The sequence below is a fragment of the Rhodoferax sp. GW821-FHT10B06 genome (assembly GCF_059415605.1).
The window spans coordinates 34,349-51,125 of the sequence record NZ_JBWKNO010000002.1; the positions used below are offsets into that span (position 1 = coordinate 34,349).

The following is a 16,777-nucleotide window of genomic DNA, read 5'->3' on the forward strand; positions in this document are numbered from 1 at the left end:
CTCTAGACCCACACCCGTGCCCACTCCACCCTTTGCTCTTTCGCAGCGCGTACAGCGCGTCAAACTCTCCGCCAATGCCGCCGCCAGCGCACGCGCCGCTGCATTGGCAGCCCAAGGCCGTGACATCTTGGTATTGACCGCAGGCGAACCCGATTTTGATACTCCTGAGCCCATCAAGCAGGCCGCCATTGCAGCCTTGGCCCAGGGCGATACCAAGTACACCGCAACACCCGGAACACTAGCACTGCGTCAAGCCATCAGCGCCAAATACCAGCGGGAAAATGCGCTGGACTACGGCCCCTCCCAGATCATTGTGGCCAATGGAGCCAAGCAGGTGATCTACCAGGCGTTGGCTGCTACTGTGGACGCCGGCGATGAGGTGATCGTGCCCACTCCCTACTGGCCATCATTTCCCGATATCGTGCGCATCAACGATGGCACACCCGTCATCGTGACTTGCGACGAGAGCAGCAACTTCAAACTTAGCCCGCAAGCGCTGGAGCAGGCTATTACGCCGCACACCCGGTGGCTGATCCTAAACTCCCCAGGCAACCCAACAGGTGCGGTGTACACGCTGGAAGAACTGCTGGCCTTGGCCGAGGTGCTGCGTCGCCACCCCCGCCTGCTGGTGCTCTGGGATGAGATTTACGAGCACATCTGGTTCACGACAGAGCCTCCCGTCCATCTCTTGCATGCAGCACCTGACTTGCACGAGCGCACCCTGCTGGTCAATGGTGCGTCCAAAACCTATGCCATGACGGGATGGCGAATTGGCTGGGGTGCAGGCCCCGAGCCCTTGGTCAAGGCGATGACGGTCGTCCAATCGCAGGTGTCGTCCGCACCGAACTCCATTGGTCAGGCTGCGACCGCATGGGCCTTGCAATCTGCAGACCAAAGCTTCGTCGCCCAGTCACGTCTGGCCTATGCCGGGCGCGGTCGCTTTGTGACCCAGGCACTCAACGCGATTCCCGGTCTGAGTCTGCTGGGCCCCCAAGGCGCCTTCTTTGCCTATGTGAACTGCTCTGCCTTGATCGGCCAGCAACGCCCCGACGGTAAGCTGATCAGCTCAGATGCCGATGTGGTGGATTGGTTGCTGGAGTCGGAAGGCGTTGCCGTGGTCGATGGCGCATCCTATGGCTTGTCACCCTACTTTCGCATCTCCATCGCAGCCAGTGACGCGGTGCTGGAAGATGCCGTCACCCGCATTGCGCGCGCTGTATCCACCTTGCGCAGAGGGCATACCTCCCCCTTAGAACTGGCAACGGTATGAGCGACGTAACGTGGCTTTCCACCGCGGTGGCGGTGCTGAAGCCTATTGGTTTGAACTATGCATTCATGCTGGACACCGGCGAGCGGCAGGCTTTCCTGCGCGGCCTGGGCGTAACCCTGCAGCTGTGCGCAATCACCATTCCATGCAGCCTGCTGGCAGGGGTGCTGATCGCCAGTGCGCTGACCTCCGGCAAAGCTTGGCTGGCCCAGCCTGCGCGAGCCTTTGTGGAGGTAACCCGCAATACGCCCACGCTGGTGCAGCTGTACTGCGCCTTCCTGGTGCTGAACATGCTCATCACCCAGCAATTCAAGACACCGGGCAGCAACCCACTCACTCCCTTTGTATGGGTAGTGATCGTGGTGGCACTGCACAAAGGGGTTTTCCATGCCGAGGCCCTGCGTGCCGGTATAGAGGCCGTGCCGCGTGTGACCTTGGAAGCCGCCCGCTCGCTGGGCTTTTCACGGCGCCAACTGCTGTGGCGGATCGAACTGCCACTGGCCTTGCGGTTTGCATTGCCTTCCCTGGTCAACAACCTGGTGGACCTGGTCAAGATGACCGCCGTAGCCTCAGCGATTGCGGTTGGCGATGTGACCTACGAGTCCATCATGATCTGGACCCAGCGCGACAACGTGTTGGAGCTGCTGCTACTCATCTTGCTGTATTTCGGCTTGCTGACCTGGCTGGTCAGCCGCGCGGGGCGGTGGCTGGAAAACCATTTAAGGATGCCTGGCTATGGCCAATGAGTTTGCTTTGTCTGCTGGCGATAGCTCTGGCGCTCCAAGCCATGGTCCCTGGCGCAGGCCATGGACCGTCGTTGCGCTTGCAGCGCTTGCCGTGGTGGCTTTCTGGATATTGACAGGCACCACGCCTGCCGCATTTGTGCACCTGTGGAAATGGCTGCCGGCCTTGCTGCGTGGCTTGCTGGTGAATATCGGCATCAGCGTGTTGGCCATGGCATTGGGCACCTTGGTGGGCCTGGTGGTAGGCGCCTTGTCACTCTCACCCACGCGCATCCTGCGAAACACCACATCCTGGTACGTGCAGTTCTTCCGCAACGCGCCTATCCTGGTTCTGATCTATTTCACCACCTATGTATTTCCCTTTGAAATCCATCTGGTGTCCTGGACATTTCCCTTCCCCGACTGGGTCAAGGTGGTGCTGGGCCTGGCGCTGCCGGCCAGTGCCAACGTAGCGGAAATCTTCCGTGGTGCCATCCAATCGATCCCCAGCGCCCAATGGGAAGCAGCCCAGTCGCTGGCATTCCGGCGGAGTGAAATATTTCGCCTGGTGGTACTTCCCCAATGCCTGCGCCGCATGCTCCCCCCCTGGATGAACCTGTACGCCAGCATCACCATGAGCACCTCCCTGGCGTCTCTGGTCGGTGTACACGACGTGGTCGATATCGCCCAGATTGCCAGCAACACTGTGGCCCGCACGGATTTCACCGTGCTGGTGTACTTCACCATGCTCAGCCTATTCTTTGCTTACTGCTATCCGATTGCCCGTGCCACACGCACGCTGGAACAACGCCATGACCGCTACTGATTCCTTTCTATCTCCCTCCCCTGCCGTTGGCGAACCACCCCTGGTAGCACTGCGCGATGTACACCTGTCCTTCGGCTCCAACGATGTCCTGCGCGGTGTCAACCTGGAGGTGCGGCGCGGTCAGGCGGTGTCCATCATCGGCCCATCCGGTTCGGGCAAGTCCACCATCCTGCGCTGCATGACCGGCTTGCTGCGCCCCCAGCGTGGCCAGATCCGGGTTGGCGATACCCGCGTGGATGTCCTGCGTACCGAGGCCGAACTCATCGCACTTCGCAAGCGCGTGGGCTTTGTATTCCAGCAATACAACCTGTTCCCCCATCTGTCGGTGTTGGAAAACCTGGTCATTGCCCCGACCCGCGTGGTCGGGCGCAGCCGCGCCGATGCGGTACGTGAAGCACGCGTTCTGCTGGACAAGGTTCGCCTGTCCCACAAGGAAAGCGCCTACCCAGGTGAATTGTCCGGCGGCCAGCAGCAGCGCGTGGCGATTGCCCGGGCACTGGCCATGCAGCCCGAGTTGATTCTGTTTGATGAAGTGACCTCGGCACTCGACCCTGAGACAGTTGGCGAAGTGCTAACCGTGATCCGGGACCTGGTGCAAGGGGGAATGACCTGTGTACTGGTGACGCATGAAATGCGCTTTGCCGAGGAAATCAGTGACGAGGTGTACTTCACCGAAGCCGGTGTGATCGTCGAACACGGGCCTGCGGCACGTATCTTTGGAGACCCTGCTAGCGACCGTACCCGCGCCTTTCTACACCGTGCTTTGGGTGATGGCGCACGTGGCCGCATGCCACCAGCCCCCGTCTATGACCCGCTGCCGTTTGAGCGCCTGCGCTTTTCCTTCTGAATTGAAACCAAGGACCTACCCATGACCACCGCCAAAACCATTGCCGAACAACGCCACGCAGCCATCCAAAGCGCACTCACCGATATTCGCCAGATTGCAGGCAATCACAGTATTGACCGCATTACCCTGGCCCATATCACTGCCCGCCTGGAAAAGCTGGCCACCCAGTCTGCGCTGTTCACCCGCGATGCATTTCCACCACCGGCCATCACAGAAGGCGTTGGCGCATCCACCCGCTACCGCCTGAATCCAGAAGACGGTGGCAGCGGCATTGCGCTGTACTTGAATTCCATCAATCCCGGCAAGACCACCATCCCCCACAACCACACAACCTGGGCATCCATCGTGGCGGTCGAGGGCCAGGAGCAGAACCGCATCTACCGCCGCACCGACGATGGCAGCAATCCCAGCCGCGCCCAGCTGGAGCTGGTACGCGAGTTGACCGTACAGCCGGGCACCTCGGTCGACTTCTTGCCTGACGATATCCACAGCATCTATGTGGTAGGTGACCAACCCACTTTGCACTTCCACCTGTATGGGCAGCCACTGGAGACCTTGACTGGTCGTATCGGCATAGACCTGGAAACCGGCGCTGTCGTCAATTACAACGCCACCCAATTCAAGCCCAGCAAAGTCGCTGCATGACGACAAACACGCCTCACGCCACTCTAGGCGCTGCCACGCAGTTGCTGCATGCCGGCGTTCCGGCCTTGCGCAAAGGCTCTGGGCCAGTGAACGTACCGGTCGTGCGCACCAGCACCGTCCGGTTTGAGAATACCCAAGCCCATGCGGACTACCACCATCGGCGCGCAGCGGGCGAGAGAGTCGCTGCCTACGGCCGCCATGGACTGGACACCCACCAGGCACTGGAAGATGCCGTCACCCAGCTGGAGGGAGGGTACCGGGCCTTCCTGACTCCTTCCGGCTTGTCCGCCATCTCCCTGGTCCTGTTGGCCTTGCTGTCTCCTGGCGACCATGCGCTGGTGGCAGACAGCGTGTACTCTCCCGTGCGCCGCGTTGACACGACGCTGCTGCAACGACTGGGCATCACGCTGGAATACTTCTCACCCGCGCGCGATGACCTGGCAACGCTGTTACGCCCCAACACGCGCCTGGTGTACCTGGAATCTCCCAGCTCCTTGCTGTACGAAGTGCTGGACCTGCCCAAGCTGGCAGCCATCGCCCGCGCGCATGGCGCCACCGTCGTGGCCGACAACACCTGGAGCGGTGGTTGGTTTTACAAACCGTTAGCCCTCGGCGCCCATATATCTGTGCAGGCTGCTACTAAATACATAGCAGGTCACTCGGACGTGATGCAAGGCGTCGTAGTGGTGGACAGTGCTGCACTGGCGGCCAAGCTGAGCTTGGCTTACGAAGCCCTGGGTTTGACCATTGGTGCAGACGACGCCTATCTGGCCTTGCGGGGCTTGCGCACCCTGCCGGTACGACTGGCTCAGCACCAGCGCAACGCCACCGAAGTGGCGCAGTACCTGCAGCGCCACGCACAGGTTGCACGGGTGTTTTACCCTGCCCTGCCCGATGACCCTAGCCATACGCTCTGGAAGCGCGACTTCAGCGGTGCCAGCGGACTGGTGTCGTTTGAATTCCGGCAGGACGGCGTCCACGCTGCCAACGCGTTCGTCGACGCACTGCAGTTCTTCGGCATCGGCGCATCCTGGGGTGGCTACGAGAGCCTGGCGCTGATTGCGGCCCCCGAGCGGCTGCAAGAACACAGCCACTGGACAGGTAACAATCCTGTGGTACGGCTGCACATAGGCCTGGAAGATCCTGCGGACCTCATCCGTGATCTAACCCAGGCATTCCTTATCCACGACAAATTGCTCCGCGTGTGACCGACAAGGAGGCTGCGTAGTTGTAGACCAGCCGCCAGCAGAGTTTGCTGTGTATTACCCAACACAGCAGCTTCCGGTACACGGAAAAAAAGGCTGACAAACTACTGTGTAGCTGGTCAGCCCAAGTCTAGCGTCCCCACGCAGACTACCCTCAGGATTCGCAAGATATATGCCTCTAGCGCAGACAAATACTGCGCTAGCAGCTACTATTTAAATAGCAATTAACCCTCCACTGGCAGCAGCCGAATACCGGTATCCCCCTCGCGCTCCAGCTGCGCAACCAGACCCAACTCCCAGCTCAGGTAGGCCCGAAATCCCGCGTCACGCAGTGACAGATCGGTATGGGCATACGGGCTGTACCAGTGGTCATCATCTCCTGTCAGTACACCATCGGCACCGCTTGCCGTGGGCAAAGCTGCCGCCACCCAGGCGTCCAGCCCACCGGTAATGGCGCGCACATCGCGGCCTGTACGGTATGCCAACTCCGCGGCCACCGTCGTAGCCAGCACTCCGTCTGGAGAAACCAGCAACACGGTTTGGCTGACGGGAATGTCGGCCGTGAACTCCTCCAGCCGGTCTGGCACCGCAAAACGGGCCCCTTGCACGTGGCGACGTTCATAGGCCGCACGGCGATCGATCTCAAATACAGATGCGCCGCCAGCCTCCAGCAACTTGGCCGCTTGAACCGGCGCAATCTGCACCGCGCTACCGCGCGTGGCCTGTATCCGTAAAGGCTCAGTCCCGGTCACCCGGGTTGTCGCCTCCGGAGGTGCATATACAAACACCTCGTAGCCACCCAACTGGGCCAACCAGGCGGCGGTAGTCAGCGCACGTACACCGTCCCAGTCGGCCAGCACAATGCGCGCCCGGCGCGTGCCTGCGTACTCGTCACTGGCCTGCACCAATTGCCCGCCTGGTGCCCAGCGCCATCCCTCCAGGTGCCCGGCCGCATATTCCTGCTGGGTGCGTACATCGAAACGGTAGAGCGTGCGCTCGACAGCCTCGGCCTCAAAGCGAGCCAGCGTGTCTGCATCGATGCGCTGCACACCCGCGCGTTGAGCCACCGCAGCGGCACGCTGACGCGCGGCTGCCAGCGTGTCCGGCCCAGGCTCGGGCAGGTCTCCGCTACGGCCGTAGGCTAGGCTGCGGCCCGACAGCAACCAGGCCATGGTGCCGTCTTTCAGTGACACCACCGGGTTGGGAATACCTGCGTCAATCAGCGTTTGCGCACCCACAATGCTGCGGGTGCGGCCTGCGCAGTTCACCACAACCAAAGTGGCAGGGTCGGGTGCGATTTCACCAATCCGGTAAACCAGCTCGGCACCCGGCAGGCTGTGCGCAAACGGCAAGCTGAACTGCGAAAACTCCTCCGATGTGCGGCTGTCCACCACCACAATGTTCTCGCCATTCGCAATGCGCTGATGCAGCGCGTCGCTGTCGATCCAGGGTGTGTGCTTTTGGTGTTCGATCACCTCGCCAAACGCTTTACTGGGTACGTTGGTACCGCTGAAAATTTCAAATCCTGCTGCCGCCCAGGCATCGGTACCGCCAGCCAGCACGGACACATTGCGCCAACCCAGCCGTACCAGCTTCGCAGCCGCTTGGTGGACCAAGCTTTCGTTGGCATCCACCAGCACGATACGGGTGTCTTTGCGTGGCACAAGCCGGTCGATCAACAGTTCCACACGCCACAGTGGCGCAGAGGCCGCAAACAGAATGTGGCGGTGGCTGAAGACGCCCGTCTCGCGCACATCAAGTACGGCAATTTCTTCATCATCGCCCAGTGCCGCTTTCAGTTCCTGCGGACTGGTCAACGCATGCCGGATCGACGCGGGCGGCGCAAACCTGCGGAAGGTGCCGCCCTCTTTACTGGCAAAGACAACCCGGTCATGGAGCAGCTCGAGCGCCAAGCCGTAGAAATGCAAGTGCAGGCCGGGTTCACTATCTTGCAGCTTAATAGTGTGCACATCGTCGGGCAACAGTGTGACCGAGGTACCAGGCACCACGTCCACGGTGTGCCGCAGCTCCAGCCTGTCTTGTAAGGGGTCCTCCGTCTTGTGGCGGCGGTATAGCATATTGCGCTCATTGCCCTGGATGCCCGCGATGATGGCCCAGGTAGTGTGGTCGTGCGGTGGCTGCGCCTTGCCAGGCAAACCAGCAGACACATACAGCGCAAAATCGCCGTCCAAGTCCTCTGCCAGGCGATACACCTGCGCGGGGTTTTCGGTCGACACCGGGAACTGCGCCTGTGGGAACAGGTCTTGTCGCAGCCCTAACTGCTCCAGCGCCTGGGCGACAGTACGCAGCTGCTCTGCTTGCGCTTTGGCCGGCTCTGGCAAAAGCCGACGGGCCGTATGGATGAAAGCCGTTACGGCCTGGGCGCGCTGGCTAGCGATATCGCTGCCACTGAAATCGAGAGATATGTGGGTCTGGGTCATGTGGGACATGCGTCGAAGGACATGGGCAGAGCGTAGACGGCCCGCGCTGCAACAACAACGAAGAAAATCGATTGAAGATATGCGCACACCTGCTTGTACAGATGCTCCCAGCGACCGTCAGCGAATGCTCAGATACTCAAGCAGGCAGGCGAAACGTACTACCAAGTACGAACTCGTAACGCTCAGGGCGGATGTAGAAAAAAGATTGGTCACAGCACTGACCACCCGCGAAATAGGATGTGCGCTTAAGTACCAAGAGCGCCTCGCCGATCTGTGTTTGTAACAACTCCGCCTGTGCCGCGTCAGCGCCTTGTGCACTGATTGCCATGTCGGCACGCGCCGGTGCTTCACCCATCAACCGGGTCAGCAAGCTGTAGGCTGGTTGTTGTTCGGCTTCAATCCAGCTCGCAGCGTTCAATTCGTCGGGCAGGTAACTGATGCCAATCGCCACGGGTTGGTCATCGACCAGATGCAGGCGTTTCAGCTGCATCAACTGAGTGGCCGGCGCGAACTGATGACGAAGGCGTACGGGTACTTCTATACGCTGTTTGTCGAGTAGGCGCATCCCGGCATTGAGCCCCTGTTGGCGCAAGGATTCGTGGAAGCTGCGCAATGTATCCAGCCCGTGCCTGACCTGTTTGCCCGCGACAAAAGTGCCCTTGCCCTGGCGTCGCACGATGCGCCCTTCTGCCGCAAGGTCGTCAAGCGCTTGGCGCACGGTCACGCGGCTAGGGCAAGATTGCGTCCATCAACGGCCACGGGCGAATCCGTGCCGCTGGCCCCGAACAGGTGCTCCTATGCGTTACCCCTAAAATATTTTCACGGCCCAACCGGGTCGGTGTCCTCCAACAACCAGTGAAATCACATGGCAACCACCAAAAAAGCGCCCGCCAAGACCGCGGCACCTGTCAAGAAAACCACCGCAGCCAAGAAGGTCATGCCGGCTAAAGCGGTTACCGCCAAAGCCGCTGCCGAACCAGTCAAGGCCAAGCCTTTCAAAGACAAGCTGAACAAAACCCAGCTGACCGCGCATCTGGCGGCAGTATCTGGTGTGGAACCCAAAGGCGTACGTGCCGTGCTGGCCGCTTTGGAAGCGACGATGCTGGCATCGCTGCACAAGAAGGGCGCTGGAGAATTCGCTATTCCCGGCCTGGTACGTGTAGCGGCCATCCAGGTGCCGGCCAAAAAGTCCCGCAAAGGTATCAATCCCTTCACTAAGGAAGAACAGGTGTTCAAAGCCAAGCCTGCCACGGTGAAACTGCGCGCGACTTTCTTCAAGAAGCTCAAGGACGCAGCGATTTAAACCTACTGCCCCTACTGCCCTTGCCGCATGGCCAGCGGCATACGCTGCAGGGAACTCGCCCCACGCAAAGGACGCCTTGAGCGTCCTTTCTCTTATGCTTCAACGTTCCCCTTTTAGAAACCCTATGACAAAGACTCTGCTTAGCATCCACAAGAAAATTGAGCGTCTGCAAATAGAAGCCGCGCTCATCCGGACGAGGGAAGTCGGAGGTGTGATCGAGCGGATCAAGGTTGCCATAGATTTCTATGGACTCACCGCAGAGGACCTCTTTGGGAACGCTACCGCGAAGGGTAAGCGCAAGAGCAAAGCCAGCACGGGTGCGTCGGCACGTATCGCCGGCAAGCAGACCAAGTCAAAGGGCGTTATCAAATACCGGGACGAGGCGGGCAATGCCTGGACCGGACACGGCAAGCGGCCGAACTGGTTCAATGCCGCATTGGCAGGTGGCAAAACTCCGGATGATTTGCTGGTGAAATCGTAACTGTCGCACTCCATATCCCAATATTCCATATCCCGGCTCCCAACATGGAGCGGGCCGGCGCATGCCAGGCAGCAGGTAAGTCGAATTTCCTGGCTACCTTGGCCGCCATCGCGGTATAGCGGTTGCGCCCTCGCAACACCGATGGTTTCCGAGATATTCGCCACGCTAAACCACCAGCGGAAACCGACCCAACTGCTGAAACCATAGGACTTGCTACGGGGTTCTTCCCCATAATAGTGAGCCCCACACTCGCTTTTGCAGACCCGGATGCCTGTCGCACTGGCTCTCTTGGTCTGCCTTTCCATGCAACTCCAGCTCGCGTCCGACCTGCATCTTGAGTTCCTGACGGAACGCTTCCCCGGGGTGCGCATCATTGAGCCCGCACCCGATGCGGACCTGCTGGTGCTGGCTGGCGATATCGCCAATGGCGTGGACGCGGTCACTGCCTTTGCCGACTGGCCGGTACCGGTGCTCTATGTCGCGGGTAACCACGAGTTCTATGAGCATGCTTGGGAGGAGACGCGGGCCCAACTGCGCGCGGCCTGTGCCGGCACCAATGTCACCTTCCTGGACAACGACCGTGTCGAGATCGGCGGCGTGCGTTTTCTGGGCGCCACCCTGTGGACCGACTTCCAGCGCCCAGGCTTCACGCATGCGCAGTGCATGGAGGAAGTCGAACGTGCACTCAACGACTACGTCCTGATCCGCACGGAGACCGGCATCTTGCGGGCTTGGGAGACCTTGCAGGACCACCAGCAGTCACGCCTTTGGCTGGAGCAGGAGTTGGCACAACCGTTCGACGGTAAGACGGTCGTCATTACCCATCACGGTCCCCACCCTTTGAGTGTCCACCCTCGGTATGCGGGCGATATCGTCAGTGCCGGATTTGTCAGCAACCTGACCCCGCTGCTGGCCCATGCCGATCTGTGGCTGCATGGCCATGTGCACGATTCTTTCGACTACACCGTGGGGAACCGCTGCCGGGTGGTGGCCAACCCGGCCGGCTATGTGGTGAACCGGCGCAAGGCGGTATCGCCTGCACGCTTCGGGTTCGAGAACGCGCGCTTCAAGAAGGCCTTGGTGCTGGAGCTGGCGACATGAAGCAGCGGGTACGCAAGCGGCAGCTCTATGGCCGCTACGGGAATTCCAGCCAGCGCCAGATTTGGCTGTGGGAAGCTGAGCTGCGTGCCTGGGGCGACATAGTGCCCGTGGGACGAGAGTTTGGCAGTCCGGACTACGAGCGGCTGGAGATTCTGGATGCGTACAGCGCGGGCCACATCAGCGAACAGGAAGCCATGCAACAACTTGGGATCGATCGCGATGCGCTGATAGCCATGGTTGCGGCCGACAGGATCCCTCATCATGGGTACGGTGACGGGAACAAGAACGGCTAACCATGGCCCGAAAACTAGCCATTTTTGACTTGGATGAAACACTAGAAATGGTTGCACGGCAGCCGTGCAACCATCTGCAGGAGAAACCGTATTGGGGGAGTGTGGAAGACAGAGAGCTTTGGGTAATTCCTTCTAACCTCGACATCGTCGGATATGGATTCAAGTGCGCAGCATCTGCTGGATACGCTGGGCCAGCGCTTGGGCGCTGACTTCGTCCAAGCCCAACTTTCCGTCGGTCTGCACCAGGTGTGTCGAAAACGGCCGAAACAGCCATGGCCGATCGTCCAGCGCCAACCACCGTACCGAGGACCCGCGGTACGCACGGAGCCAGGCCACGCATTCCGCTTCACGTTGATAGCCCAGCAATCTATCTGGGATATCGGCAAGATTTGCGTAGGTTGGCGTGATCCCGACGACGCGTGACGCGATGTCGGGAGAAAACTGTGCCCTCAGAACATCGAATGCGCGCAGCTGCCGCCAAGTGCTAGAGATCACGATTTCCACGGACGGGGCTGCACGCAGGATATCTTCCAAGATAGACAAGCGGCAGAAATGCTTCGACTCATGGCAGAACTCGGGGTGCAGAACGCCGTCGAAATCGGTAAACAAGGTTAGGATTTCAGTCACCTGTACGCCTGAACTCAATCTGCTGAGATAGCTGTCAACCGGATTCCCGTATTCAGTTTCTATGAACATTTCACCGCATTCGACTGATGGGCGGTATTGTCAGGTCCAAAGATTGAAACAAATCCTTGTGGTTTATGGAACCCGTGTCAGCGCTGTGCGCATGAACGGCAGGTGTCCTGGCTCCAATCCCACGTCCATCTCGCAGAAGATAACTCTCTTGCGGCGGTCATGCACGGAGTTTCGCAGGCCCGTGCCGCTCCGGTCATCGTCAAGGATGACATAGGGCTCGCCGCGGTGGTTGGCGGCCAGCCATCGGTCAATTGCTTGCGCGCGCGTGTCACTGCGTTCTGGCAGAGCCTCCCAAGCGCCATGTAGGTTTTCTGACAGTACTTCAAGCGCCGTCTTTTTGAAAAGGTCTTCGAACGCGTCTCGCGTCATGAACCTCAACCAACTGGTGGTGATGACGACTTGCGCGTGGTGCTCAGTGATCGCCTGTACCAGGGTCTGGACAGCGGGCTGGTGAAAAAGCCGTTCCCACAGCCCGGGCGGCGGATTGCGGGAAATGACGTCAAATCCGCCGAAGTCACCGGGGCGGTTGAGGACGATGACCTCGTCGAAGTCCAACATGATGATGGGCCGGGTGTTCATCGCAAAGTTGCCAGTACAGGGTGATTCGAATCAGTTTAAGTACGTCGTGGAAAACATGGCTTTGAGGCATCAACTAGGCGTTATGCAATGACTAACTCGCATGTACCAGCACGACGTGTGTCCACAGCAACGTTCCCTCTTTCAGGCTGAGGAACAGAGATCTCCACAACCAGCCGCCGATCCAGAAACTCCACTGCGGCGTCGTCATGCAGCCCGGCGATGAAGTCGACGCCTGCAAGATCCCGGAACACTAAAGCTTCAGTTCCCCGGTGTGGGTCCAGTACCCGCCAAATCGAGCCGACCTCGCGGCTCGACCATCTACCGATGGGCGAACTCCACGGCGGCATGACGCAGAGTAAAGCAGCCAGTTTTCCGTCTGAACCCTCCTCAATACGGTCCACCAGATCCCAATCTGAAGATACGCCCCAGGTCGTATGGAGTGAACCACCGCTAACACCAGTATGAAATGTTGCGACAAACCACGGATGGGGATAGGTCAAATGGAAAGCGCTCCAGTAGTGCGCCCCAGGCGCTCCGAGTGCAGGTGGAACCGGAAAGGCCAGCTGAGGATAGGTAGCGAACATGGACGTGGTATGCAGTAAGTCGAGCTTCACCAGAGGAAAATGGCTTGCGTTATATAAAACGTGAAAATTATGCTCGGGCATCGCCAATTCCGTCCATTAGCTCTGCATAGGCGACCCCAGCAAGGGTAGATAGATTCGGTTTCGGAATACGCGGAAAACTGCGCTATGGTCGAAGTCCAAGGTGGTCCATGCTTAAGTCTCTACACAGTCGACACAACGATGTTTTCCTAGGCCTACTGCGAAGCAGGCGCGAATTGCTGCGGCTTCGCCAGCTTGACTTGGCGGCCCGTCTTGGCCGGGGCCAGGCCACTGTCAGCAAGGTGGAACGCGGCACCCGCCGTCTGGACGTGGTGGAGCTTTGGGCCTGGTTGAACGCCTTGGACATTGACTTCGTCGAGTTTGTAAGAGAGTTGGACCAGCGCCTGAAGGTCTATTCCGTGCCGGAGGCACGCTTTCGTGCGGCAGGCCACCGGGCTACCGCAGGAACGCTCAGGAAACGACGGAACACTAGCGGTTAAGCGGAGTTCTGGCCGGCTCTTCCACATTCAAAGGAAAATTATTCTGCGTTTTAAATAACGTGGTTTCAAAGGGACGAAAACGAGACGCTTGGGTGGATGCCCTCCCGTCCCAAGAATTCTCCCCCTGCCCGCGGTCGACCGCGTGGCGCCAAAAGCTTTGATGCTGACGTGGCGATAGCTTTCGGTTCGATCGCGCGGGAAGATCGACTTGCTGCAGGGATATCGCAGGAAGCTTTGGCGCACCTGGCAAACGTCGAGCGCTCCTACTACGGCCGCATCGAACGTGGGGAAAGTCAACCCACCCTGTTTGTGGTGCTGAAGATATGTACGGCACTCGGTAGCGACAGTGGGGGCGTTGTGAGTCGGGTCGAAGATTTCATGCGCCGGCTAAAACGGCGGAACACGTCTAATGAAAACTAGATTAACCGGAGGAAACACGGGATCGATAAAAACGTACGCATCTTCGTTTTTGCGCATGATGTGAGCACGCGTACTCTGATCAATCTTCGGTGACGAGCCGAATCCACCTGGTATTTGCTCGCGTAATATTTACTATCGACCTATCATCGCAGCATTCGTGGCATTAGCACTCCAAAACCGGTGATTAGCATCTGTAGCTAAGTCTTCATACCAATGCGGAGAATCAGACGGTCTGGCAGATTCAGACCACAACGGTCTATTTCCTGGGTCCCACAAAAAGCCCCTACTCTGCTCTACGTGACATAGCCTAAGTGCCGCCAATGCGGCATGCAGGGGGATCCTAAAATCGCACTCAATTTCGTGCACCTTGGTGGTCACTGTATCGGTGTTAAGAAAATAGCGAGGAACGAATAGATGTAGCTCCAAGTATCCATATGGAGTTGTCGACGGCCCACTCACCGAACGAATATGGGCACCTTTCGGGTCCATGATCGAATCGCCGTATAGCTCTCGCACGAGATCGATTTCATCGTTATGTCCGCCCAACATTCCAAGCATGCGCAACGAAAGACTGGAAAAAATGGAAGACGCCGCAAATGCCGCATCATTCGGTGTCGTCGGCAACATCTCGATCAGCCACTCACGGTAACCTGACAGGGGGGCAATCCCGTGCTTCACCTTCGAAAAATATTTTAGAAGACCAAAATGGAATGCTAGACGCGCTTTCCACCAATCCAACACTGCACAACATGGGCACCCCCCATGCCGTAGCCTTAGGAAATACTCCTTGGCATAGCTATCAACGTAGTCACTGCCATATTGCAGATGGGCGTGGCGTCGATGGCCACATATCGCCTGAATGCTCTTGACAAGACTTCTACCGATCGACTTATAGATACGACTCAAATGGAGCAGCCTATCATTGACCGTCTCTGTGTCTATTTCAGGGGCGATTGGATTCTTCGAACCTGGAGGCTCTCTAAGATTGCCGACTGTGAGCTCGAAATTGAATAGCCATATTGGTGGTTTTTCAAGTGGATAAGTAGCCTTAAAGCTGCAGTTAAAGAAGAATTTAGAAGCCGCGGCAGATTTAAGATTGAACTCGGACAGGAGTGACGCTTTGACGTTGACTTTCACGGCTCGCGCCAACAGCCCAGTTTCCTTTGTGAAAAGCAACTCTGCCTCTGGAAATCCCTCGATGACCTGCCTCCCAATCACTTCGTCGACAAATGGCTGGTGACAGAACGAACACTGAAGAGGGGCAAGCTGCTCGCTTGGCACAAAGAGCCCTTTGGCGAGTCCTCTCCCGCACCTGACGCACGCAGTCAACAGCGTTTCGTCATGGAAGGGACATCGCAACACAGCTGGTAACTCAAAAAACTTCCAGTGAAAACACCGCCTCAAACAACTGGGGCAATACCTGATGGCACTCCGGGGAGGGGTCAGGCGGGTGTTACTGTAAATACCCAGTTCGGCAGAACCTGTTTTAAGATCATTACAAAAATTGATAGTAAACGGCAATCCATCGAGCCTTAGATCCTCCCAAGGTGTGGATGATTTTAAGAGATCTGTTGTCAAAGAACGACGCGGACCCAATAAACAGCGGATCAGATAGCACAAATCCTCCCCCTGCATACCATTCAGATACATGAAACGCTGTACCGCCATCCAAGCGCTTTCATGTTTAAATGTTTTTCGACGGATCCAGAGAAACTGCGGTAAAGTGAAATTTCCACTAAACGACATAGTACTAGGTATTTACAGAAGAAAACTAACATCCGTACTATCCCGCAATATGCTATCCCATAGCGGAATTGATCCATGAAATCCCGGATTATCTAATTCCATGCAATCCAAAAAGAACCCATGAACAGTGTCCAATACCCAAGCCATGCGAAAGCCTGAAGCCTCAATATCACTTGATTTCGCTTGAGAGCAGTTGCACAGCGCTGGCCAATAATTCTCACCTTCTTTTTCTAAGCGCCAGCCGTTGTCGAAAGCCTCTTTCATAAAGAAACGACTGTAGGGCCATTCACTTTCGGCCGGATAAAAGAGCTTAGAATCAAATTGACTTAAAATATTACAAAGTATTTTTTGCGATTTTATGCCGGTTAAAGTGTGTCCTTTCACAAAAAACCTACTTACTACGGCTCCATGGTCTAACTCACCTGTAATTTCGCGGAGATGCTTCAGATCTGGCTGACCGACTAGAATGGTGGTAAGTATAAAGCCCCGGTCTTTTAGTATATTCCATAGTTCGAGTAAATATCTGTAGTGCACCACCGAGAATAATTGAGCCTCGTCTATAAACAGCACGCATTGATTTCCTCCAACCTCGGCGCAACTGACCATAATAAAATTGGCGACAGCAATATCCGGCCGCACATTGCGTCCAATCTTGAGAGCCGGGCAATTGAAGCAGCTTAACAAATATAAAAAGAAGGCCTCTTTTGATTTATTCGTTAACCGTTGCCCGATGCAGGAAAGGAACGCCACGAATGGAAGATTATTTCTGAGCTCCAATATTACCGATGCAATAGCGGTTGTTTTACCTTGGCGATGTAGCCCTGTCACATATAGTCCACTTTTTCTTGCCACAACCCAATCGTAGATAATTTCATGGAAGTTAAATATGGCTGACGTTAAAATTAGATACTTCTGTTCGAGCATCGGATGTCGTGGTGCCAAGCTAATGCGAAATTTTTTTTATTTAAATCTACTTCGAATAGCTTGGCCCTGACATCACCTAATGATTTTATAAAATCATCCGCTATATAAAGTACGCCAACCTCGGATTCATTGCCAAAGCGATTTTTATTCTCAGAAGGTTTTTCTGCTTTTGTCATCTT

20 protein-coding genes are annotated in these 16,777 nt (G+C 57.3%); 12 read left to right on the top strand and 8 right to left on the bottom strand.

Annotated elements, in window-relative coordinates:
• Nucleotides 1-16: 16 nt before the first annotated feature.
• From AC07O2_RS02965 to metC, 6 genes are read left to right on the top strand one after another with little or no spacing between them, the layout of a single operon-like run.
• The gene (locus AC07O2_RS02965) at nucleotides 17-1,270 is read left to right on the top strand and encodes an aminotransferase class I/II-fold pyridoxal phosphate-dependent enzyme (RefSeq protein WP_495074258.1); all 1,254 of its coding nucleotides are present in this window, start codon (nucleotides 17-19) and stop codon (nucleotides 1,268-1,270) included.
• Nucleotides 1,267-2,013 carry an amino acid ABC transporter permease gene (locus AC07O2_RS02970; protein WP_495074259.1) on the top strand — a complete coding sequence of 249 codons (747 nt, stop codon included), beginning with the start codon at nucleotides 1,267-1,269 and terminating at the stop codon, nucleotides 2,011-2,013. Before AC07O2_RS02965 ends, AC07O2_RS02970 begins: the two co-directional genes overlap by 4 nt.
• Entirely contained in the window at nucleotides 2,003-2,815 is an 813-nt protein-coding gene (locus AC07O2_RS02975) for an amino acid ABC transporter permease (RefSeq protein ID WP_495074260.1), read from the top strand. Before AC07O2_RS02970 ends, AC07O2_RS02975 begins: the two co-directional genes overlap by 11 nt.
• On the top strand, nucleotides 2,802-3,662 hold the full coding sequence (locus tag AC07O2_RS02980) for an amino acid ABC transporter ATP-binding protein (RefSeq protein ID WP_495074261.1): 861 nt from the start codon (nucleotides 2,802-2,804) through the stop codon (nucleotides 3,660-3,662). The genes AC07O2_RS02975 and AC07O2_RS02980 overlap by 14 nt, the downstream gene beginning before the upstream one ends.
• Nucleotides 3,663-3,683: 21 nt before the next feature.
• Nucleotides 3,684-4,307: a cysteine dioxygenase family protein gene (locus AC07O2_RS02985; RefSeq protein ID WP_495074262.1), complete on the top strand. Its 624-nt coding sequence runs from the start codon at nucleotides 3,684-3,686 to the stop codon at nucleotides 4,305-4,307.
• Nucleotides 4,304-5,515, top strand: a complete 1,212-nt coding sequence (metC, locus tag AC07O2_RS02990) for a cystathionine beta-lyase (protein WP_495074263.1) — start codon at nucleotides 4,304-4,306, stop codon at nucleotides 5,513-5,515. The genes AC07O2_RS02985 and metC overlap by 4 nt, the downstream gene beginning before the upstream one ends.
• A gap of 221 nt (nucleotides 5,516-5,736) precedes the next feature.
• On the opposite strand, the gene AC07O2_RS02995 is transcribed toward metC, so the two are convergent.
• Both AC07O2_RS02995 and AC07O2_RS03000 read right to left on the bottom strand, forming a co-directional pair.
• Complete coding sequence (locus tag AC07O2_RS02995; protein WP_495074264.1) at nucleotides 5,737-7,953, bottom strand: rhodanese-like domain-containing protein; 2,217 nt, start codon at nucleotides 7,951-7,953, stop codon at nucleotides 5,737-5,739.
• A 136-nt stretch (nucleotides 7,954-8,089) separates the two neighbouring features.
• Nucleotides 8,090-8,677, bottom strand: a complete 588-nt coding sequence (locus AC07O2_RS03000; protein ID WP_495074265.1) for a GntR family transcriptional regulator — start codon at nucleotides 8,675-8,677, stop codon at nucleotides 8,090-8,092.
• Nucleotides 8,678-8,818: 141 nt separating this feature from the next.
• Between AC07O2_RS03000 and AC07O2_RS03005 the strand changes: the two genes are divergently transcribed.
• From AC07O2_RS03005 to AC07O2_RS03020, 4 genes are all read left to right on the top strand, one after another.
• A complete protein-coding gene (locus AC07O2_RS03005; protein ID WP_495074266.1) occupies nucleotides 8,819-9,256 on the top strand; it encodes an HU family DNA-binding protein in 438 nt (145 codons plus the stop codon).
• Between the two features lie 124 nt (nucleotides 9,257-9,380).
• Complete coding sequence (locus AC07O2_RS03010) at nucleotides 9,381-9,737, top strand: H-NS histone family protein (RefSeq protein WP_495074267.1); 357 nt, start codon at nucleotides 9,381-9,383, stop codon at nucleotides 9,735-9,737.
• Nucleotides 9,738-10,040: 303 nt separating this feature from the next.
• A complete protein-coding gene (locus AC07O2_RS03015; protein WP_495074268.1) occupies nucleotides 10,041-10,838 on the top strand; it encodes a metallophosphoesterase in 798 nt (265 codons plus the stop codon).
• A complete protein-coding gene (locus AC07O2_RS03020) occupies nucleotides 10,835-11,131 on the top strand; it encodes a hypothetical protein (RefSeq protein WP_495074269.1) in 297 nt (98 codons plus the stop codon). The genes AC07O2_RS03015 and AC07O2_RS03020 overlap by 4 nt, the downstream gene beginning before the upstream one ends.
• Before the next feature lie 159 nt (nucleotides 11,132-11,290).
• On the opposite strand, the gene AC07O2_RS03025 is transcribed toward AC07O2_RS03020, so the two are convergent.
• From AC07O2_RS03025 to AC07O2_RS03035, 3 genes are all read right to left on the bottom strand, one after another.
• Nucleotides 11,291-11,740, bottom strand: a complete 450-nt coding sequence (locus AC07O2_RS03025; protein WP_495074270.1) for an HAD domain-containing protein — start codon at nucleotides 11,738-11,740, stop codon at nucleotides 11,291-11,293.
• Between the two features lie 150 nt (nucleotides 11,741-11,890).
• Nucleotides 11,891-12,406 (bottom strand): HAD domain-containing protein, encoded by a 516-nt coding sequence (locus AC07O2_RS03030; protein WP_495074271.1) that lies wholly within the window; start codon nucleotides 12,404-12,406, stop codon nucleotides 11,891-11,893.
• 80 nt (nucleotides 12,407-12,486) lie between these two features.
• Nucleotides 12,487-13,071, bottom strand: a complete 585-nt coding sequence (locus AC07O2_RS03035) for a hypothetical protein (RefSeq protein WP_495074272.1) — start codon at nucleotides 13,069-13,071, stop codon at nucleotides 12,487-12,489.
• A 107-nt stretch (nucleotides 13,072-13,178) separates the two neighbouring features.
• On the opposite strand from AC07O2_RS03035, the gene AC07O2_RS03040 reads away from it, so the two are divergent.
• Together AC07O2_RS03040 and AC07O2_RS03045 are read left to right on the top strand one after the other, a co-directional pair.
• A complete protein-coding gene (locus AC07O2_RS03040; protein ID WP_495074273.1) occupies nucleotides 13,179-13,508 on the top strand; it encodes a helix-turn-helix domain-containing protein in 330 nt (109 codons plus the stop codon).
• A 96-nt stretch (nucleotides 13,509-13,604) separates the two neighbouring features.
• Entirely contained in the window at nucleotides 13,605-13,928 is a 324-nt protein-coding gene (locus AC07O2_RS03045) for a helix-turn-helix domain-containing protein (RefSeq protein WP_495074274.1), read from the top strand.
• Nucleotides 13,929-14,060: 132 nt separating this feature from the next.
• Here AC07O2_RS03045 and AC07O2_RS03050 read toward each other — a convergent pair whose 3' ends face one another.
• From AC07O2_RS03050 to AC07O2_RS03060, 3 genes are read right to left on the bottom strand one after another with little or no spacing between them, the layout of a single operon-like run.
• On the bottom strand, nucleotides 14,061-15,674 hold the full coding sequence (locus AC07O2_RS03050; RefSeq protein WP_495074275.1) for a hypothetical protein: 1,614 nt from the start codon (nucleotides 15,672-15,674) through the stop codon (nucleotides 14,061-14,063).
• Between the two features lie 12 nt (nucleotides 15,675-15,686).
• Nucleotides 15,687-16,598, bottom strand: coding sequence for an AAA family ATPase (locus AC07O2_RS03055; protein ID WP_495074276.1), 912 nt, complete (start codon nucleotides 16,596-16,598; stop codon nucleotides 15,687-15,689).
• Nucleotides 16,577-16,774 carry a hypothetical protein gene (locus tag AC07O2_RS03060; protein ID WP_495074277.1) on the bottom strand — a complete coding sequence of 66 codons (198 nt, stop codon included), beginning with the start codon at nucleotides 16,772-16,774 and terminating at the stop codon, nucleotides 16,577-16,579. Before AC07O2_RS03060 ends, AC07O2_RS03055 begins: the two co-directional genes overlap by 22 nt.
• Nucleotides 16,775-16,777: the final 3 nt, after the last annotated feature.